Annotated in this window: 19 protein-coding genes; 10 read left to right on the top strand and 9 right to left on the bottom strand. The window is 50.3% G+C overall.

Going from position 1 to position 19,710, the window contains the following annotated elements:
- Window positions 1–104: 104 nt before the first annotated feature.
- Window positions 105–1,037, bottom strand: a complete 933-nt coding sequence (gene rsmI / locus ACO0K8_RS09850) for a 16S rRNA (cytidine(1402)-2'-O)-methyltransferase (protein WP_422946470.1) — start codon at window positions 1,035–1,037, stop codon at window positions 105–107.
- Window positions 1,038–1,078: 41 nt separating this feature from the next.
- Between rsmI and ACO0K8_RS09845 the strand changes: the two genes are divergently transcribed.
- From ACO0K8_RS09845 to ACO0K8_RS09835, 3 genes are all read left to right on the top strand, one after another.
- Window positions 1,079–1,465: a YraN family protein gene (locus ACO0K8_RS09845; RefSeq protein ID WP_422946469.1), complete on the top strand. Its 387-nt coding sequence runs from the start codon at window positions 1,079–1,081 to the stop codon at window positions 1,463–1,465.
- 109 nt (window positions 1,466–1,574) lie between these two features.
- On the top strand, window positions 1,575–2,171 hold the full coding sequence (locus ACO0K8_RS09840; RefSeq protein ID WP_126127082.1) for a phosphoheptose isomerase: 597 nt from the start codon (window positions 1,575–1,577) through the stop codon (window positions 2,169–2,171).
- On the top strand, window positions 2,164–2,859 hold the full coding sequence (locus ACO0K8_RS09835; RefSeq protein ID WP_422946468.1) for a BON domain-containing protein: 696 nt from the start codon (window positions 2,164–2,166) through the stop codon (window positions 2,857–2,859). The genes ACO0K8_RS09840 and ACO0K8_RS09835 overlap by 8 nt, the downstream gene beginning before the upstream one ends.
- A gap of 101 nt (window positions 2,860–2,960) precedes the next feature.
- Here the strand turns inward: ACO0K8_RS09835 and ACO0K8_RS09830 are convergent, their stop codons facing one another.
- The 4 genes from ACO0K8_RS09830 to ACO0K8_RS09815 form a co-directional block, all read right to left on the bottom strand.
- Window positions 2,961–3,386, bottom strand: coding sequence for a BLUF domain-containing protein (locus ACO0K8_RS09830; RefSeq protein WP_422946467.1), 426 nt, complete (start codon window positions 3,384–3,386; stop codon window positions 2,961–2,963).
- A 16-nt stretch (window positions 3,387–3,402) separates the two neighbouring features.
- Window positions 3,403–4,098, bottom strand: coding sequence for a GTP cyclohydrolase I (gene folE / locus ACO0K8_RS09825; protein WP_422946466.1), 696 nt, complete (start codon window positions 4,096–4,098; stop codon window positions 3,403–3,405).
- A gap of 125 nt (window positions 4,099–4,223) precedes the next feature.
- Window positions 4,224–4,433 (bottom strand): zf-HC2 domain-containing protein, encoded by a 210-nt coding sequence (locus ACO0K8_RS09820; protein ID WP_422946465.1) that lies wholly within the window; start codon window positions 4,431–4,433, stop codon window positions 4,224–4,226.
- 45 nt (window positions 4,434–4,478) lie between these two features.
- Complete coding sequence (locus ACO0K8_RS09815; RefSeq protein WP_422946464.1) at window positions 4,479–5,048, bottom strand: sigma-70 family RNA polymerase sigma factor; 570 nt, start codon at window positions 5,046–5,048, stop codon at window positions 4,479–4,481.
- A 127-nt stretch (window positions 5,049–5,175) separates the two neighbouring features.
- Between ACO0K8_RS09815 and argB the strand changes: the two genes are divergently transcribed.
- The 3 genes from argB to slmA all read left to right on the top strand — a co-directional run bounded on the left by argB (window position 5,176) and on the right by slmA (window position 7,526).
- The gene (gene argB, locus ACO0K8_RS09810; RefSeq protein WP_422946463.1) at window positions 5,176–6,099 is read left to right on the top strand and encodes an acetylglutamate kinase; all 924 of its coding nucleotides are present in this window, start codon (window positions 5,176–5,178) and stop codon (window positions 6,097–6,099) included.
- Between the two features lie 73 nt (window positions 6,100–6,172).
- Window positions 6,173–6,871, top strand: a complete 699-nt coding sequence (locus tag ACO0K8_RS09805; protein ID WP_422946462.1) for a pyrimidine 5'-nucleotidase — start codon at window positions 6,173–6,175, stop codon at window positions 6,869–6,871.
- Window positions 6,872–6,950: 79 nt separating this feature from the next.
- Window positions 6,951–7,526, top strand: coding sequence for a nucleoid occlusion factor SlmA (slmA, locus tag ACO0K8_RS09800; protein WP_422946461.1), 576 nt, complete (start codon window positions 6,951–6,953; stop codon window positions 7,524–7,526).
- On the opposite strand, the gene ACO0K8_RS09795 is transcribed toward slmA, so the two are convergent.
- Window positions 7,500–8,816 (bottom strand): diguanylate cyclase domain-containing protein, encoded by a 1,317-nt coding sequence (locus ACO0K8_RS09795; RefSeq protein WP_422946460.1) that lies wholly within the window; start codon window positions 8,814–8,816, stop codon window positions 7,500–7,502. The two genes, slmA and ACO0K8_RS09795, sit on opposite strands and share 27 nt — an antisense overlap.
- Window positions 8,817–8,997: 181 nt before the next feature.
- On the opposite strand from ACO0K8_RS09795, the gene pabB reads away from it, so the two are divergent.
- From pabB to ACO0K8_RS09775, 4 genes are all read left to right on the top strand, one after another.
- Window positions 8,998–10,869, top strand: coding sequence for an aminodeoxychorismate synthase component I (gene pabB / locus ACO0K8_RS09790; protein WP_422946459.1), 1,872 nt, complete (start codon window positions 8,998–9,000; stop codon window positions 10,867–10,869).
- An 85-nt stretch (window positions 10,870–10,954) separates the two neighbouring features.
- On the top strand, window positions 10,955–13,000 hold the full coding sequence (locus ACO0K8_RS09785; protein WP_422946458.1) for a TonB-dependent receptor plug domain-containing protein: 2,046 nt from the start codon (window positions 10,955–10,957) through the stop codon (window positions 12,998–13,000).
- Window positions 12,990–13,526 (top strand): YfiR family protein, encoded by a 537-nt coding sequence (locus ACO0K8_RS09780; protein ID WP_422946457.1) that lies wholly within the window; start codon window positions 12,990–12,992, stop codon window positions 13,524–13,526. Before ACO0K8_RS09785 ends, ACO0K8_RS09780 begins: the two co-directional genes overlap by 11 nt.
- A complete protein-coding gene (locus ACO0K8_RS09775) occupies window positions 13,516–15,663 on the top strand; it encodes a bifunctional diguanylate cyclase/phosphodiesterase (protein WP_422946456.1) in 2,148 nt (715 codons plus the stop codon). The genes ACO0K8_RS09780 and ACO0K8_RS09775 overlap by 11 nt, the downstream gene beginning before the upstream one ends.
- Before the next feature lie 255 nt (window positions 15,664–15,918).
- Here ACO0K8_RS09775 and ACO0K8_RS09770 read toward each other — a convergent pair whose 3' ends face one another.
- The 3 genes from ACO0K8_RS09770 to ACO0K8_RS09760 all read right to left on the bottom strand — a co-directional run bounded on the left by ACO0K8_RS09770 (window position 15,919) and on the right by ACO0K8_RS09760 (window position 19,710).
- Window positions 15,919–16,677 (bottom strand): HesA/MoeB/ThiF family protein, encoded by a 759-nt coding sequence (locus ACO0K8_RS09770; protein ID WP_422946455.1) that lies wholly within the window; start codon window positions 16,675–16,677, stop codon window positions 15,919–15,921.
- A 53-nt stretch (window positions 16,678–16,730) separates the two neighbouring features.
- Complete coding sequence (locus ACO0K8_RS09765) at window positions 16,731–18,233, bottom strand: S41 family peptidase (protein WP_422946454.1); 1,503 nt, start codon at window positions 18,231–18,233, stop codon at window positions 16,731–16,733.
- An 88-nt stretch (window positions 18,234–18,321) separates the two neighbouring features.
- Window positions 18,322–19,710: a murein hydrolase activator EnvC family protein gene (locus tag ACO0K8_RS09760; protein WP_422946453.1), complete on the bottom strand. Its 1,389-nt coding sequence runs from the start codon at window positions 19,708–19,710 to the stop codon at window positions 18,322–18,324.

Genomic DNA, 19,710 nt, shown 5'->3' with positions numbered 1-19,710 from the left:
GCTGGCGCACATATTCTATGCGGGTTTCCAGCCTATCTGGCCTGCAGGGCGCATGGGATATGCGCAGTGGCAGGGTCAATTTTTAAATTATCTCGATAGCTGGCTTAATCAGGCTGGTCCTGATCTGCCCCCTTCATTTCCAGCGCCAACTGATATAAGGCGTTTTTCTTTTGTCCTGTGAGTTGCGCTGCCAATGCAGCCGCCTGCTTGACCGAGCACTCCTTGAGTAAAATCCTTAGTACGCGCTTGGCCTCCAGATTATCGTCTGCCGCCGCCTCAGGCGCAGCTTCAATCAGTACGACAAATTCGCCTTTTTCTCTATGACTGTCGGCACTCAGCCAGGCACCTGCTTCGCCTAAACTGCAGCGATGAATTTCTTCAAACAGCTTGGTCAGTTCGCGCGCAAACACAATCTGACGTTCTGGGCCAAAGGCGGCCAGCATGGCGGCGGTAGATTCGATAATGCGATGTGGTGCTTCGTAAAAAATCAGGCTGGCGGCAGTGGCTGTCAAGCTTTGCAGTAGGGTGTCGCGTTGCCCGGCTTTGGAAGGCAAAAAGCCCACAAAGAAAAAACGGTCGTGGATTAAGCCACTGGCCGACAGCGCACTGATCGCGGCCGAAGCACCCGGCAAGGGCGACACCTGCAAACCCGCGCGTTTGACTGCATCGACGATCTTGGCGCCCGGGTCGGATACGCCGGGGGTGCCGGCGTCCGACACCAGCGCGATACGTTCGCCGGCTTGCAAGCGCGCGATGATCTTCTCGGCTACCTCGCGTTCATTGTGCATATGCGCAGCGAGCAAAGGCTTATGCAAACCATAGCGCGTCATTAGCTGTGCGGTATTGCGGGTATCTTCGCAAGCCACCGCATCGGCGATGGACAGCAAGTGCAGGGCTCGTAGACTGATGTCGCAAACGTTACCAATTGGTGTGGCAACTACATATAATGTGGCAGCCGGATAACTTTGTCTGGACACCGCCTCCATGATGGCGGCGTTCGCTGACAAAGGGGAAATTGCTGTATCTGGCTGGCTCATGGCGCGTTCGCTTCGATTGATCAAAGCAGGATTGTACGACAATGACAGCACAAAGTTGGATAGGAAAACGTTTGGCCAGTCTGCGCACGCCACGTCAACGCATCGGCGATGAGGGCGAGCAACAGGCTTTGCAGCATTTGCAGCAAGCTCACTTGCGCCTGGTACAGCGCAATTTTCTCTGCAAGGGTGGCGAAATCGATCTGATCATGCAAGATGGTGACAGTCTGGTGTTCGTCGAAGTCAGAAAGCGCGCCAGTGCGCAATTTGGCGGCGCGCTGGCCAGCGTCACTCCGGCCAAGCAAAAACGCATGGTGCACGCGGCGCAGGTCTACTTACAAAAAATTCATACTACCCCGCCTTGTCGTTTTGACGTGGTCGCGATACAAGACGGCGAAATTGTATGGCTGAAAAATGTGATAACCGGTTGAAGCTGTTTGTGTCAACCAGATTTGCCCGAATAGCTTGAATAGCTGTGCGATCAAGCTTACTTACACTCAATTACCTGTGCGCCAGGCTAGCTGCTTTATAATCACCCCTATGAAAAATCAACGCATCCTTTCGCACTTCCATGAAAGTGCCGAATTAAAAATCCAGTGCGCCACTGTTTTGGCGCGGCCTATCGAGCAGGCGATTGAACTTCTGTTCACGGCGCTGTCCAACGGTAACAAGATACTGGCTTGCGGCAATGGCGGCTCGGCTGCTGATTGCCAGCATTTTGCGGCCGAACTGGTAGGGCGCTTTGAACGCGAACGCCTGCCGTTGCCGGCTCTGGCATTGACTACCGACACCTCGATTCTGACCGCGGTGTCGAATGATTACAGTTTTAACGAGGTGTATGCCAAACAGGTGCAGGCCTTTGGCCAGGCTGGTGATATCTTGCTGGCCTTGTCTACTTCCGGCAATTCTGCCAGCGTGGTAAATGCTGTGAATATGGCACTGGAGCGTGATATGCGCGTGATTGCCCTAACCGGTAAAGGTGGTGGCGAATTAAAGAAAGTATTGACCGATGCGGATGTGCATATTTGTGTGCCGCATGATAGAACTGCCAGAATTCAGGAAGTTCACTTATTAACCATACACTGTTTATGTGACGGTATTGATACCGCACTATTTGGAGGAGATGCAGATGATTGAGATTTTGTTTAAAAAAATAGCACGGCCCCTGGCAAGCATAGGCCTATGCTGCGCTGCTGCGATCAGTTTGCAAGGCTGTGTCGAGATCATGGTGGGCAGTGCCGTAATGGGCACCTTCGCCGCCACGGATAGACGTACCTTTGGCGCCCAAACCGAAGATAAATCTATCGTGTTGAAAGGTGAGAGCCGGGTCGCACGTGTAGCTGGTAGTGCTGCCCATATTAATGTCAGTAGCTTTAACCGGCGCGCATTATTGACCGGCGAAGTGCCGGATGAAGCGACCAAGGCTGCGGCCGAACGTGAGATGCGCGCCGTCGAGGGCGTATTGGATGTCGCCAATGAATTGACCGTAGGGCCGGCTACCAGCTTTACCGCACGTTCGAATGACTCTTTACTCACCACCAAGGTCAAAGCCTCGTTTGTCGATACCAAGGATTTATACGGAAGTGCTTTTAAGGTCGTAACTGAAGACGGCAGCGTCTATCTGATGGGGCGGGTCACGCAGCGCGAGGGTAATCTGGCTGGTGAAGTGGCGCGCGGAGTAAGTGGTGTGCGCAAGGTCGTCAAAGTGTTTGACTATATCAGTGAGGGCGAATTGACGGCCATAACTGCAGCGGCGAAAGCACCTGCGAATCCAGCTGAAGTCACTCCCGCAAATTCAGGAGTAATAACGCAAGAAGTAAAATAAACTTGGGATGCTGTGAACTAGAATATAAAAAAGGGCTGATTCAGCCCTTTTTTCATACTATTCACTAGTGCCTAGCTGGCGGTATTCGCTGCGTGGCTGAATTAGCTGCGCCCGACGATCGCCGCCGTTACCATCAATTCCTCTATCAGAGCCAGCGACATTTTCCCCGACATCCGGTGCGGATTAAGTTCAGGCAGGGCGGAATACTTGAGCATAATCGATGGGTTGATCTTGCTTAAGTTGGCCTGCCCCATGGTCCAGCCCGAGTAGCGCCGCTCAGCAATTTCTTCGTAATGCAATAATACGACGTCAGTGTGGCGCGGATCGCGCAGGATCTTGCCATACAGAGTATTGATTGCCTCGCGCCCACCTTCTAATACCTGCATGAATACTTGATCGCTGTGGCACAAGATGCCAGTGATGCCATGCTGAGGGTTATGCTCACGTGATTGCTGGATGATACTTTGTAGCATCTCGCATAACTTGTCGTCGGTAGCGCGGCTGGCGTAAAGGAGGCGGACTAGCATAAGTTTCTTTCTCTATTCAGCGTTTGATCAAGGATAAAAATTCACGGCGCAGATTCGGGTCTTTGAGAAATGATCCGTGCATGACGCTATTGATCATCTTGGCGTCAACATCCTTGACGCCGCGCCAGTGCATACAAAAATGATCTGCTTCCATCACCACTGCCAAACCGTCTGGTTGCATTTTTTCTTGCAAAGCGTCGGCTAATTGCACCACTGCTTCTTCCTGAATTTGCGGGCGGCTCATGATCCATTCGGCGATCCTGGCGTATTTCGACAGTCCGATTAAATTCGAATGCTCATTTGGCATTACACCTATCCAGACCTTACCCATAATAGGACACAGATGGTGCGAGCAGGCGCTACGTACCGTGATCGGGCCTATGATCATCAGCTCGTTTAAATGGGAGGCATTTGGGAACTCAGTCACCGCGGGCATAGGGACATAACGTCCCTTGAAGACCTCGTTGATGAACATTTTGGCAACCCGACGCCCGGTATCCTGGGTGTTATGGTCGCTCTCCGTGTCAATTACCAGACTTTTTAAGACTTCTCGCAATTTACCTTCGACTTCGCTGAGTAACTCATTGAGTTCGCCCGGTTCTATGAATTGCGCGATATTGTCATTGGCGTGATAGCGCGTCTTGGTCTTGACGATGCGTTCGCGTATCCGTTGCGACATTGGTATCTGTACTGGCTTTAATTCTGTAGGCATGAAGGGTGTTCCGTCTAAGGTGCACGTATGCAGCAAAAGTGCTATGGTAACTGAATCAGCGCGATCTTGTTTTACCAGGCCAGTTGCTCAGTCGTCCAGACAGCGTGCAAGTGAATAAGGGCTCGTTATTTTGTCTGTTCTTTGCTATCGATAGAATCGCTGCGTAATTTGCGCATGGCCAGTCTGAGCGTCTGCATTTGCGTATTAAAGTTGGTGCAAGAGTCACATATACTCAAGTGGAGTTTCAGACGTGCGCGCTCCGCAAAACTCAACTCGCGGTCTAGTCCTTCAGATACCATTTGCTGCGCTTGTTTACATTTGTAGATGAGATGCATAAGTTTCACAAAAGAGAAATAGAAATATGTATGCTTAGAATATGCTTAGACTCTAGTCGCAAACCAGTTGAGATCCAGGCATTCGCGTAGGCGCAAACGCGCGCGATAGAGTAGTACCCAAAGATTAGACGTAGTGAGATCTAATTCCTTACAGATTTCTTCGGTTTCTAGTTCTAGCCACTCACGCATCATGAAAACACGCGCAGTTTTTGCGGGGAGTTTTTCCAGGCAAATTTCTAATATGCGAAAAAAATCTTTCTGTGAGAGCGTCGCATCCGGCTCGCCCCAAGCATGCGCATTCTCTATGGTGTGACCATTTTTTTTGAATAAGCTATCAATTAAATCCGCTTCTGATTCTTCATCTTCGATTGGTAATTGTTTTTCCTTGCCGGCCGCTCGTAGACAGTCGATGATCTTATATTTAAGTATGCCGGTAACATAGGTGCGTAATGATGATAGTCCGGCGAAACTTTCTGGTTTTTCTATAATTGCCAGCAAGGCCTCCTGTACGGCATCTTCAGCCTGAGCTTCATTTCTAAGCTGCAGCATGGCGAAGCGAAATAAGGCCGGGCGCATGCTTTCAAGTTGCTGGTGAAGGTCGGGTAGTGATGTCATTGCGATCTGAATAATTCTGGATTTAGGAGAAAAAACTGCATCATGCTTAGGCAAGTTCCCTGTAAAATTCAGGAAAGCTCAACAAAACTGAGTAATTCTAAGCAATTCTCCCTAGGATACCTCCATTATGACTAATGTGACCAATATAGCGCCAGAAACTATTAATAGATTAGCGGGTGTCGCTCCCGAAATTAAAGCGGAAATTCTGGCTGAGGCGCTGCCGTATATCCGTAAATTCCATGGCAAAACCATCGTGGTGAAATACGGCGGTAACGCGATGACCGAAGAACGTCTCAAACACGGCTTTGCGCGCGATGTTATTTTGCTCAAATTGGTGGGGATGAATCCGGTAGTGGTGCATGGCGGCGGCCCACAAATCGATGCCGCACTCAAAAAAATCGGTAAACAAGGTAATTTTGTTCAAGGCATGCGCATCACCGATGAAGAAACCATGGAAGTGGTCGAGTGGGTGTTGGGTGGCGAAGTGCAACAAGATATCGTCATGCTGATCAATCATTACGGCGGCCAGGCGGTTGGTTTGACCGGTAAAGATGGCGGTCTGATACGCGCCCGCAAAATGCTGATGCCAGATAGAGAAACACCCGGCCAATTCCTCGATATAGGTTTTGTCGGTGAGATCGACGCGATTAATCCAGCGGTGGTCAAAGCGTTGCAAGATGATGCCTTTATCCCGATTATTTCGCCTATCGGTTTTGGTGAAGACGGCCAGGCTTACAATATCAACGCCGACGTGGTGGCGGGCAAAATTGCCGAAATTCTGAAAGCCGAAAAATTGATCATGATGACCAATATCGCCGGTGTGCAGGATAAGCAAGGCAATCTGGTGACTGATCTGTCGGCGCGTGAGATTGATGAAATGTTCGCTGATGGCACCATTTCAGGTGGCATGTTGCCAAAAATTTCTTCTGCTCTGGATGCTGCTAAATCTGGCGTGAACACTGTGCATATCATCGACGGCCGTATCGAACATTCATTGCTGTTGGAAGTGCTGACTGAACAGGCTTTCGGCACCATGATACGCAGCCACTAGTCACATCGATAGCCGGCATCGCCTGTACGGGCGATGCCGGAAACTGCACCGCCCACCGGACCTAAACTAAAGCATGAGCAGAGCCACGCCGATCTGGCTATTTGATCTCGATAATACCCTGCACGATGCTGGTCACGCGATTTTCCCTGCCATCGCCGGCAATATGAATCGTTACCTGGCCGATTTATTAGGCGACGGTCTACAACCTGCCGATGAAGCAACCGTGAATGCAGTGCGTCAACAGTATTGGGCGCGTTATGGGGCGACTTTATTAGGAGTGGTAAAGCACCACGACGTGAAAGCGGAAGATTTTTTGCGGGAAGCACATCGTTTCGATGACCTGTCCTCTATGATCCGTGCCCAGCGCGGTTTGGCGCATCTGCTAGCTCGCCTGCCTGGACGTAAAATTTTACTGACCAATGGACCGCGCCAGTATTCGCATCAGGTGGTGCGGCACTTAGGCTTGCATAGACATTTTTCGCAGCATATCGCGATAGAAGAAATGCGGGTGCATGGAAAATTACAGCCCAAGCCTTCACCTCAATTTTTACGTAAATTGCTCGCGCAGTTAAAAGTCGATGCGCGTGAATGTATTTTGGTTGAAGACACACTAGCCAATTTGCGTGTAGCCAAACGCTTAGGTTTGCGCACTGCGTGGGTGACTGGCTACACGCAGCGCGCCGCGCATAAAAATTTTGCCGCTTGTGCGGATGTCACAGTAAAATCCGTACTTCATTTGGCACGACATTCTCGGCGCCTGTACCACCGCTGATCCCTAGTGACCACTCGCCGTTCATCGAGTGAGTTTGCATGACCCGATTTAGCGTTTTCTAGTAAAGCAGAATTAACACATGGCCACTACTAAACCTGGCGAGCGCAAGCTACAAATTTTACAAGCTCTGGCAGCGATGCTGGAGAATCCCAAAGGGGAAAAAATTACTACTGCTGCTCTGGCTGCAAAGATAGAGGTGTCTGAGGCCGCCCTGTATCGCCATTTTGCTAGCAAGGCACAGATGTTTGAGGGCCTGATCGAGTTCATCGAAAGCTCGGTGTTTGGCCTGATCAATCAGATCAGTCAGCAGCAAGAAGATGGCTTGGCACAAGTGCAGGCGATGACCTTGATGCTGTTAAATTTTGCCGAACGCAATCCCGGTATGAGTAAGGTCTTGATTGGCGACGTGCTGATGAATGAGGATGAGCGACTGCAACTACGCATGAATCAATTTATTGATCGTATCGAGTTGGCCTTCAAACAGTCTTTGCGCCTGGCCGTCACGCAGGGACAGATTGCAGAAACGGAAGTGGCCAGTCGCGCTACCTTGCTGAGTAGTTTTATCGTAGGCCGCTGGCATAGATTTGCCAAATCAGGTTTCAAAATTTTGCCTGGCGAACAAGCCAGCTTACACTTGTCTTTGTTGCTGCGTTAGGCGTACCGGCACAACGTTGGCGTGGGAAAACAGCAGGTAGGTATTTTTGCCGCTGGCCTTGGCATTTTTTAATGCCAGATCGGTATTGTTCAATAGTAGTCTGGCTTCCTTGGCATGCAGGGGGCAACAGGCGATGCCTATGTTGCCATTAACGACGATTTTTTTGCCGCGCAAGCTCATCGGACGATTGATCGCATGAATTAGACGCTCGGCTAAGGCCAGAGCCATTTCCGGACTTTCGATTTGCGGCAAGATGGCGGCAAATTCGTCGCCATCGACACGGCATAGAGAGTCGGTATTGCGTAGCGTGGCGCTGAGGCGATTGGCGATAGTGGCTAAGATTAAATCTCCGGCTTCGTAGCCAAATTGCTCGTTGAGCGCTTTAAAATTATCCAGATCGATGAACATCAAGGCCGCTAGTTGTTGCAACTCGCACGCCTCCTTGATGCAACTACCTAACAATTGCTGAAAATATTTTCGATTCGGTAATTTGGTCAGGCTATCGTGATTCGACAAGATATCCAGTCTGCGCTCTGCCTCTTGCCGTTCGCGCATCTCACTTTGTCTATCGGTTTCCCAGGATTCTATCCCATCCATGATTTGATTGAATTGCTGATGCAAGTGATTTAGCTCATGGCCTTCATGTAATCTGACCCGCAAACTATAGTCGTTCAGGGTGGCAACTTGATGGCTGACGGTATCGAGATCTGACAGCGGCGCGAGTCGGCGTAGTTGGCGCTTACTCAGATAAAAAGCGCTGATAAGACTGATGACGCACGCGGTGAATAATGCGCACAATAAGCTCAGCAGTGCTTGCAGATATAGCCAGCGTATGCTGCTACTCATTTGTATCTTGCCGATGATTTCATCTTCGTAGAACACCGGAATGTCGGTCGTTAACATCGCTATTTGCAGCTTGCTTTGGGCTTGATCGATTAATTCTGATGCTGGAACGCTGCTATTTTTTTCAAACTGCTTGAGATCGTTCCATGCCACCAGCGCCTGCGCATTTTTGTCGTAGACCAATACACTTAAAAAATCGGAATGCTCACTGGCTTTGAGTATGCTCGTTTCCAGCCCTTTTACGTCATTCATCTTAAGTTTGTAGGCCAGTTTCCCCGCCAAAACTTCAGCCTGATAGTGCGCGCTTAAACGAAGATTTTTTTGACCGAGATAGATACTCAATAAGGTGAATAACAAGGCCATGCTGAGACTGGCAAAGGCGATGCTGCTCAGATTTTCTCGCCATATCTTGCTTGCCATCGGTAATTTGAGAAATGCGAATTGCATGAATTTTCCAATGTGATAGGCAGATGGTTGAAAGTTAATATTAGTCTAACACTCAAATTGTGGTATCAGTGTTGTAAATTACACATAATAAATCGAGCTAATCTTCTTTTTCCTTTTATTGTGAGTGTCAAGGAAGATGCAAGGATGGCGCGGTGCGAGTAAACTGCGGGGATTCTGTTTAATGAGTTGTATTGTGTTGCCCTCCCATTCCCCTAGTGCTCGCTCTTTAACCGCTTACCAGCCTTGTTTTGCTTTGTTAGACGACGCCCACGGTGATCCCTCAATCTCGCGCCTATATACGGATCTGGTTGACACGCTGATGTGTTCTGATGCTGCTCTGTGGCCAGATTTTTTAGCGCGCACGCAGACCGCAGTCGCACAAGGCCTGCATGCTTTAGCGCTGTTTTCCTATGAGACCGGGGCGGCCTTGCAAGCGATCAGCCCACGCCAGGAAATCGCCTTGCCATCTCGGGTATTCTTGTTTGCCAATTGTGATTTACTCGACAAGCAACAAGTTAATACCTGGCTAGAGCAGCAGTCGCTGCACAGTGATCCTATCGCTGGTATCGTGGCCTTAGAGGCGAGCGTAGATCAACAGGAATTTTGCGCCGGACTGGCCGCCGTCCAAAGTTATATTGCGGCAGGTGATACTTATCAGGTGAATTTCACCTATCGCCTGCGTTTCCAGGCCTACGGTTCTGCCGTGGCTTTATACCGGCGTCTGCGGGAGCGCCAGCCGGTTCCTTATGGTGCCCTGATTTGTCTGCCCGATGGCGAGGCAGTGCTGTCTTTATCGCCCGAGCTTTTTGTACGGCATCAGCAAGGGCGTCTGTCAGCACGCCCCATGAAAGGCACGGCGGCGGCCAGTGGTGATGCTGGAGAAGATAGCCGGCGTGCTGAATTATTGGCCAATGACAGTAAAAACCGCGCCGAGAATCTGATGATCGTGGATTTATTGCGCAATGATTTGGGGCGTATTGCCGTCACCGGCAGCGTCAAGGTACCGCATTTGTTTGAAGTGACACGCTTTTCCAGTGTCTTGCAAATGACTTCCAGTATCGAGGCCAGCTTACGAGCTGATTTAGGTTTGGCCGAGATCATGGCTGCGCTATTCCCCTGCGGATCGATTACTGGTGCTCCGAAGCATCGCACCATGCAGATCATCCGCGAGCTAGAAAACGCGGCGCGCGGTATCTACACCGCTGCCATAGGCTGGTTTGATCCGCCGCCTGAGGGAAGGCAGGTTGGTGACTTTTGCCTCTCTGTGCCTATCCGTAGCTTGCATCTGCAAAAGCCAGCTCCTGATGGCCTGCGCCAAGGCGAGATGGGGGTTGGTGCTGGCATCGTGTATGACAGCGTGGCGAGCGAAGAGTTTGCCGAGTGTCAGTTGAAGGCTAGGTTTTTGACTGGCTTAGCGCCTCAGTTTGAGCTGTTTGAAACCATGCATGCCAGCAGAGACAATGGCTGCCGTCATCAGCCGCGGCATTTGCAACGTTTGCAAAACTCGGCGCACTATTTTGGTTTTGCCTTCGATCAAAATAGGATTACGCAGACGCTGCGCGGCTTTTGCGAGGATTTGCCGCCACAAGGCGCATATCGACTGCGTCTAGCTTTACAGCCGGACGGCCAAGTGACGCTGCAAAGCGGCGCATTGCAAGAGTTACCAGCACTGGTGAAGTTGTTGGTATCGCCCAAACCTAGCCATGCAGAACCGGTATTCTTAAGACATAAAACCAGTGTCCGGCAGGAATATGACCAGGCCTGGCAAGAGGCCGAAAAACATGGTGCTTTTGATATGTTGTTTTGCAATCAGGCCGGCTTTTTGACAGAAGGTGGACGTAGCAATCTGTTCATCTGTAAGCAAGGGCAATGGCTGACGCCACCACTGAGTGATGGCGTCTTGCCCGGTGTCATGCGTGCAGTTTTGCTCGATGATGCCAATATGCAGGCACGTGAGCAACAATTAACACTGGCTGATCTGCATGCCGCGGAGCAGATTATTCTGTGTAATTCCTTGCGCGGAACCCTCAGAGCGGAAATCCTCACATTGTGAGAATGTAAATATATCGATAATAGTGATTGATTAATCATTATTATTTGAACTACTATGAGGTGTCTAGCTCGTCGAGGATGCCTTCATGAATTCCAACGATTCCGGTACTTCCTGTCACACTGCGGAGCTAGTCCGCAAGGCTTTTTTTTTGCTATTTCTGAGTCTTTTTGAATCGCCCGCGCATGCCTCTGGCGAGGATCTGACTGATCTCTCGCTCGAGGATCTGATGAAGGTGGTAGTGGTAAGTGCCTCCAAATTTCCACAGTCTAGTGCCCAAGCGCCTTCTGCAGTACAAGTCATCAGCTCGGAGGAGATACGCCAGTATGGCTGGCGCACTTTGGCCGAAGCACTCAATAGTTTACCTGGTATGTACGCCAGCAGTGATCGGGCGTATGGCTTCCTTGGTGCGCGTGGTTTCAAAATACCGGGCGACTACAATATGCGTTTTTTATTGCTGCTGAATGGTCAGCCATTAAATGACAATGTGTATGGACAACCGAATCTGGGACATGAATTTCAGCTCGATATGGGGCTGATAGACAGAATTGAGTACGTTCCTGGTCCTGGGTCATCGATCTATGGTTCGAACGCGATGTTTGGCGTGATTAACGTCATTACCGCCAGCGCGGACAAATTAGCCAGTGTCACGCTGGGCGCGCGGATACAGGGTGATGGCTGGCGTGAATTGAATTTACAGAGTGCGCATAAGCTGCAGGGTGGAGGGCCAAATCTGGTGTTCGGCTTAAGTCGCGCGAATAAATCCGGGCGTGATCTGCGGTATCCGGATGCGATCGGTTTGGTGACGGCTGACGGGAGTACTTCACTTGATGGGATGGCGCGCAATCTCGATCAAATGATGGTGACCCGTAGTTTTTTTGAGATTCGCCAGGATGCTTGGGCCATCTTTGCCTGGGCCGCCAGACGCGATGTCCAGCCATCCTCTGCATTGTTTGGTAGTAATTTCAACGATGCTCGTTTGCGGCTAGTTGATAGTAGTTACGGTGTCAGCAGTAGTTATCAAATGCTGCTAAGTGATCAGCATACGATGAATTTTCGCCTGGCTTACCAGCGCATAACCTATAGCGCCGATGTGCCAACGACCGATGATGCGGGTAACACCAATGTCAATCGTGATCAGGCTCTCGGTAACTGGATGTCGGGCGAGGCGAGGTGGCACTATTCCGGCTGGGACAAGCATAAAATCATTAGCGGCATAGATTTTCAGTATGACTTCGAGACAGTACAGAAAAATTTTAACCTCAACGATGCCGCAAGTTCGCCGTTTTCTGTCACTACTCCACAGCGCAGGTATGGCGTGTTCGTCCAGGATGAGTGGAATTTTTTACCTGACTGGCGACTCAATGTAGGCCTGCGCAACGATGATTACAGTAATCGAAAAACCAGCGTCAGCCCGCGTTTTGGTTTGATCTGGAGTGCCACTGAACATGCCACCATTAAGTTGTTGGCCGGACGCGCCTATCGTGCCCCGAACGCTTATGAAGCTGGGTATGCACGTGCCCCCACTTTTATTGCCAATCCGAATTTATCTTCAGAAACCATACGCACCGTCGAGGCGGTCGCAGAGTACAGGCTAGCCGGGGCGCAGGAGCTCGGGGTCTCGGTGTTTGACTACCGTCTTACTGATCTGGTCAGTCAGGTTGATCTTGGTGGCGGCCAGTTACAGTACCAAAATCAGGCTGCCGTGTACGCGCGCGGGGTAGAAATTTTTTACAAATTACGCAGTAATCATGGACTAAACCTGATGAGCAGTATCGCCTTTAATCGTAGTCACGACAGTTCCGGGGCAAGCTTAAGCAATAGCCCGGACTGGATCGCTAAATTAAGACTGACTCAACCATTGTGGCAAGATAAGCTGACGCTGGCAGCCGAGCTCAATGTGATCGCTCCCAGGTCAGTAGTTTGGCAGGATGTGCAACGTGAATTAGCCACCCAGACTCAGATGAATCTGGCACTCAGTTCTAGCCGTCTATTGCCAGGTGTGGAATTGCAGTTGCGGCTGGTGAATGTTTTCAACACTAGGCTTACTTATCCGGCGTCGACCGATACCAGCGTCGCCAGCTTGCCGGCCGATGGTCGGCAATGGCAATTAGGATGCCGTTATGGGTTCTAGGCTGCTTGCTGGATTGACGATCGCGCTCGCTTTGCTATTGCCAGCGATGAGCCTATGCGCGCAAGAAAACACGGCTAACAACGAATATGCGGTCAAGGCGGCCTTTGTGTACAACTTTGCCTTGTACACCGAATGGCCTGTGGTGCCATTAACGACATATAATTTTTGTATCTTAGGGAAAGATCCGTTTGGTGCCCGATTCGATGCGCTGGCTTTAAAAACCTTGCAAGGCAAGGCGATACAAATTCATAGAATTGCCAGCTCGCATGACGTAAAAAGTTGCCACCTTTTGTTCGTTCCCGCTCGGGAACAAGAAAACTATCAGCGCGGCGCCTCCACGTTGAGTCAGCAAGCGATACTGACCATTACCGACGCCACACAAGTCGACGAGCGCTGGCCTATGATCATGATTAGCCTGGTGGCCGAGGGCGAGAGATACACTTTTGATATTAATCAGGCGGCGGCAAAATTAGTAGGACTCACTTTCAGTTCTAAACTTCTGCGGCTGGCACGCAGTGTCAGGTAAACCTCATAGTAGCGTCAAGAAAGGTGGCAAGGAGATGGAGTCCGGTTTGATCAAGCACACTCTTGAAAAAAAACTGACACTGGTCAATTTGACGGCTTTTAGTCTGGCGTCCACCTTCGGCTGCCTGCTGATCGTGGTGTATTTTTTCATCACTTTGCGCGCTGATTTACAACGTAATACCGAGATTACCGCGCAAGTTATTTCGCAAAATAGTGCGCCTGCATTTTTATTTATGGACGATAAATCTGCCAATGAGGTGATCAAGGCCCTGGCGCAAGATCAAAACGTCAGCGGTGCCGACCTGTATCTGAGCAATCAGAAGCTGTTTGCCAGTTACCGTCGCAAAACTAGTTCTGATACCGCCTGGAGTGGCCCTGCAATCGGGCAAACTCGTTCAGTCAGCACCATGCAGGCCCAGTTTTATAGAAAGTATCTGGAAGTGGTGACGCCAGTTTTGGCGGAAGGAAATCCGGTCGGCACTTTGTATCTGTATGTGGACCTGGCGGCCAGCAATCAACGCATTATTAATCTGGTGGTCATCGTGTTTCTGGGCGCCTTCGGTGCCGTGTTACTGGCGTGGGGACTCTTGAGGCGCTCCTTGCGCGGAATTTTAAATCCGATCAATGAGCTGGTTCTTACCATGCACGATGTCTCAAGTAACGATGATTACACTCAGCGTGCGAGCATCAGGAGTAATGATGAAATTGGTGAATTAGTCGAGAAATTTAATTTTATGCTGGAACAAATCCAGCGCCGCGATACTGCACTTGGTAAGGAGCTGGTGGAGCGCAAACGGGCTGAAATTCAACTTGATCACATCGCACACTACGACAGCGTGACCGGTTTGCCAAACCGGCACTTTTTCAACCGGCACACCACGGAATTAGATCAGAAGCAGGTGAGCTCTGGCGTTAATTTTGCGCTACTGTTCATCGATCTGGATAACTTCAAATACGTCAACGATACCTTTGGACATAGGGTAGGGGACTTGCTTTTGGTGGCCGTGGCGGAACGTTTGCAATCTGCGTTGAGGGCCCGTGATCTGGTGGTGCGTCTTGGTGGCGATGAGTTTTCGGTGTTGCTCGATGATCCTAAATATCTGGAGGTAGCGCTGCGTTTGGCGAATAAAATGCTGGCGGTCTTGAGTCTGCCTTTCAATTGTGAAGATCATGAATTTCTAGTCAGCGCCTCGATAGGCGTAGCCTTAATGCCTGAACATGCGAGTCGTTTTGATGAATTGCTCAGTTGTGCCGATGCGGCGATGTATGCCGCCAAGGCCATGGGTAAAAACAATGTGCAGGTATGGACTCCCGAAATGTCTAAGCGCACCGCACAGCGCTTTACCATCGAGTCTGGCTTACGCCATGCCATAGAGAACGGTGAGTTGGAAGTTTATTATCAGCCCATCATGCATCTGGCCAGTGAGCGTATTGCCGGCATGGAGGCTTTGCTGCGCTGGAAACATCCGGTACTCGGTTTTGTTTCGCCAGTAGAATTTATCCCTATCGCTGAAGAGAGTAAGCTCATTGTCAGTATCGGTGAATGGGTCTTGCAGCAAGCCTGTAGCCAGGCCAAACTGTGGCAGTCGCGCTTTGGCCATCTATTTATTGCGGTCAATGTCTCGGCCAGACAGTTCCGTGATCCTGGCTTTGCCGATAACGTAGAGCGTATCGTCAAAGAAACCGGATGTCCACCTAACGTGTTAGAACTAGAAGTGACTGAAACCATGTTGATGTCGCAGACCACTGAAACGATGATGATCTTGAATGATTTGTCGGGGCGAGGCTTTCAACTTTCTCTTGATGATTTCGGTACCGGGTATTCTTCTTTAGCGTATCTGAAGCGCTTTCCTATCAATAAGCTCAAAATTGACCGCAGTTTTGTTTCCGATTTGCCACACGATAAAGACGATGCCGCAATCGCACAAGTGATCGTTTCACTGTCCAATCATATGGGAATGCGGGTGGTCGCGGAAGGAATAGAGACGCCGGAGCAAGCCCATTTCTTGCGCGAATTGGGCTGCACATATGGTCAGGGATTTTTGTTTAGTCAGCCACTACCTGCAGGACGTTTTGAAGCCTTCGCTGAAAAAAATCTGGAGCTGCATGCGGCGACTCACATTAGCAGCGCCGCTTGATTTTTGAATTTCTATAAACTCCGGTACCCCATATTTTCGCTATTCCCAATAAAAGGCCACACTGCAGAGCTCGCCTAAGAGAAGGGGCGTTCTTTGCTGGCGGTGTGCTTCGGCACTGAGAAAGTTGGTTATTTTTAGAGTTTCCCGTTGGTAGTGCGCAATATCCATGCGCCTTCCAGCCCTTTTTCGTGCCAGAAGGCGCATGGATACTGCGCAAGAGCTTTTAGAAGTTCGCTTTTAGAATCTATTCAGATGTCAAACAGCATGCGCCTGACCGCAGACCAGGCAGGCTGGATTGCGCGCCACCCGTATCGTATTCCATTCCATGCTCAGTGCATCCAGTAGTAAGAGGCGTCCACTCAGCGATTTGCCTATGCTCATAATGACTTTGAGCGCCTCGGCCGCCTGCATGCTGCCGATGATGCCCACCAGTGGGGCGAACACGCCCATGGTAGAACACAGCGTTTCTTCAAATTGATCCGTCGGCGGAAACAGGCAGGCGTAGCATGGGGATTCAGAATCGCGCGTATCAAACACGCTGATCTGTCCGTCAAACGAGATTGCCGCGCCTGAGATTAATGGCACGCCGTGCTGAACACAGGCCGCGTTGATGGCATGCCGGGTGCTGAAGTTGTCGCTGCAATCGAGGACTACCGTGGCGCTTTCCACTAGTTGCGAAAGACGTTCTGCCGCGACTCTTTCCTGCAAGGCGACTATCGCGATCTCGGGATTAATTTGCTGCAGGGTTTGCCTGGCAGAGACAACCTTGGGCTGGCCCACGCGCTCTGTGGTGTGCAATATCTGACGCTGTAAATTGGTCAGGTCGACCTCATCGTCATCCACCAGAGTGATCTTGCCGACGCCGGCACTGGCCAGATAAAATGCGGCGGGTGAGCCTAAGCCACCAGCGCCGATGACTAGCGCATGCGCCTGGTTGATTTTTTCCTGGCCTTCTATGCCTATCTGATCGAGCAGAATATGGCGGGAATAGCGCAGCAATTGTTGATCGTTCATTGCGGGTTTCTACAGAAAAAAGCCGCATGGTCTGCGGCTTTTTTGTTCATCGATTATTTTTTCTTTTCGTCCGGCTTAGTGTCGGATTTAGTGTCGGATTTAGTGTCGGATTTAGTATCAGATTTTGGTTCGGACTTGTCGTCTTTGTCTGCAGATTCTTTGACCTCATCCGGTTTGGTGACTTTGACTGGCAAACCTTTCAGATGATTGAGCGCCTGCGCCAACTGGAAATCGTCCTTGCTGCCGTATTCTAGCGGCTTGCTTTTTTTCGCCAGTGCAAACAGACGCTGTTCTTCTTCCAGTTCATCGACTTTCAGTTTGGCTTGCTCTGCTTCCTTATCATTGCTCAAGTGTTTTTGCAGATCGGATTCACGGGTGCGCAAACCGTTAAAGCCATCGCCATCTGCTGTTTCTTCTACGTTCAGGTCGGGCACGATGCCCTTGGCCTGAATCGAGCGACCGTTCGGTGTGTAGTAACGTGCAGTCGTCAGTTTGACGGCGGTATCGGCAGAAATCTGGCGTATGGTCTGAACTGAGCCCTTGCCGAAACTCTGGGTTCCGATAATGGTGGCGCGCTTGTAGTCTTGCAGGGCACCGGCCACGATTTCAGAGGCCGAGGCCGAACCGGTATTGATCAGCACCACCATAGGCACGTTTTTGATTGCCTCTGGCAATTTAGCCAGCGGATCACCGATCGCACGGGTGCCATAGAATTCACGCTTGGCATAAAACGTGGCCTTAGAATCGGCCAATTGGCCATTAGTCGAAACGATCGCCACATCCTTAGGCAAGAAGGCGGCCGAGACCCCGATCGCACCAGGTAAGACGCCGCCCGGATCATTGCGTAAATCGAGTACCAAGCCTTTGATAGCGGGATCCTGCGCATACAGCGCTTGAATCTTTTTCGCCATATCTTCTACCGTAGGTTCCTGAAATTGCGAAATACGCAGCCAGGCATAACCGGGCTCTATCATCTTGCCCTTGACGCTTTGCTGCTTGATCAGTTCGCGCGTGATGGTGACGACGATAGGTTTATCTTCGTTTTTACGGGCGATGGTCAGGGTGATCTTGCTGCCTGGGTCGCCGCGCATTTTTTTCACCGCTTCGTCTAGCGATAGTCCCTTGATGGGCACAGAATCGAGACGGGTGATTAAATCGCCAGGTTTCAGACCGGCCCGATAGGCGGGGGAATCTTCTATCGGCGAAATGATTTTCACGTAGCCGTCTTCCATGCCCACTTCTATGCCCAGGCCGACAAATTTACCTTGCGTGCCTTCGCGTAATTCTTTAAAGGCTTTTTTGTCCAGATAAGCAGAATGCGGATCGAGCGAGGCCACCATGCCGGTAATGGCTTCAGTAAGCAGCTTATTGTCTTCTACCGGTTCGACATAATCTGATTTAATCAAGCCGAACACATCGGCCAATTGCCGGAGTTCTTCGATAGGTAGCGGGCCACTGGTATTTTTTTCTGCCATCGCAGAAAACTGCACACTGGCAGCGACACCGGCCACCATCCCCAAACTGATTAAACTGAAATTCTTAAATTTGCTACCCATGTCTCACCTTTTTGTTGCGGGAAGTACCCGCTGTTTTCTGTATTGCTATCTTGTGACGAATTAATTTATTTCGTTTTGTTTGCCAGAGCTATGGGTTTTTGCCTGTCCACGTCAAAGGGTCAAATACGCGACCTTGATGTCTAAGCTCAAAGTATAAACCTGATTCTTCATTCCCACCGCTATTGCCTGCACTGGCAATCACGTCGCCACTCTTAACGCTGTCGCCAGCATGCTTGAGTACCGCTTGATTATTACTGTACAGACTTAAATATTGGCCGCCATGATCGACGATGATCATATTCCCAAAACCGCGTAACCATTCGGCAAAGACCACTTTTCCGGCCGCGATCGCTTTAATTTCAGCGCCCTCTGCGGCCTTGATGAAAAGTCCTTTCCAGCTTGGACCATCACCGCGTTTGCTGCCAAATTTTGCAATCAATTCGCCTCTGACGGGCAAGCGCAAACTGCCTTTGAGGCTCTTAAATTCGCTGCCGTCGTTGTTACTCGCGATCGGTGTCGCTTCTATCTTGACGGCCACTTTGGCGGGTGGCTCATCGGCGTCTATCGGATTAGGATAGGTGATCTTGCCGGTTTTGCTACCGGGCTTGGTTTGTTGTGCAGCTTGTTTTTCGCGTTCTTTGCGGATTTTTTCAGCCACCTGTTTTTCCAGCCGCAGTTTTTCCGCCTGCGCAGCCCTGGCTAGGTCTGCTTTGGCCTGCTCTTCCATGATTTGATTCAGGCGTGAGACCAGACTGCTCAATCTTTGTTCATTTTTCTGCAGATTATCCGCTTCCTTTTTTTGCGCATGCAGTTTATCTGCCAGTTGCGTCAATAGGCTGGCCCTACGTTTTTTTTCGCTCTCTAGCAGAATTTTATGTTCATGCTCTTCTTTGGCAATATCGTCCAGATCATCCTTGGCTTCTTGTGCTTGCTGGGTATTTTTTTCGATTTCCAGCAGGCTCACTTTTAGGCTGGCGATCATCTTGGCCTGGGTCTGAGAGACATAGCCCATGTATTGCAAGTCGCGGTTGATACGATTCGGGTTATCACCGGAGAGCAAGAGTTTGATGCGGTCGCTGTCGCCGCGCATGTATTGACGGCGTAAAAATTCGGATAATTGGGTCTTCTGTTTCTCTACCTTCAGGCTCAGTTGGGCTTGTTGCTCTTTTAGCTGCCTAAGTTTTTCTGTGGTTTGCGTTTGTTCTGATTGCAGATCGCGCAAGGAGCGATTGGCATCTGAAATGGCTTGCTCCGAATCTTCCAGAGCGTCACTAGCCTTGTCTTTGGCCGATTCGGTTTTATTGATATCGGTTTTCAGCGCTTTTAGTTTTTGCTGTAATTCGGCGCGTTCGGCTTCTATTTGTTTTTTCTGTGCGGTGCGTGGCGTGGTCGCCGCTTGCGCATAGGAGAACGTCCCTGCCAGTAGCAGGGACGACAGCAGGCGCACTGCAAATGGAGTGCGCCTAAATTGTTGCAA

The sequence above is a fragment of the Undibacterium sp. Ren11W genome (genome assembly GCF_049340485.1).
In the GTDB taxonomy this organism is placed as follows: Bacteria; Pseudomonadota; Gammaproteobacteria; order Burkholderiales; family Burkholderiaceae_D; genus Undibacterium.
This window is presented reverse-complemented; position numbering and strand designations above follow the sequence as displayed.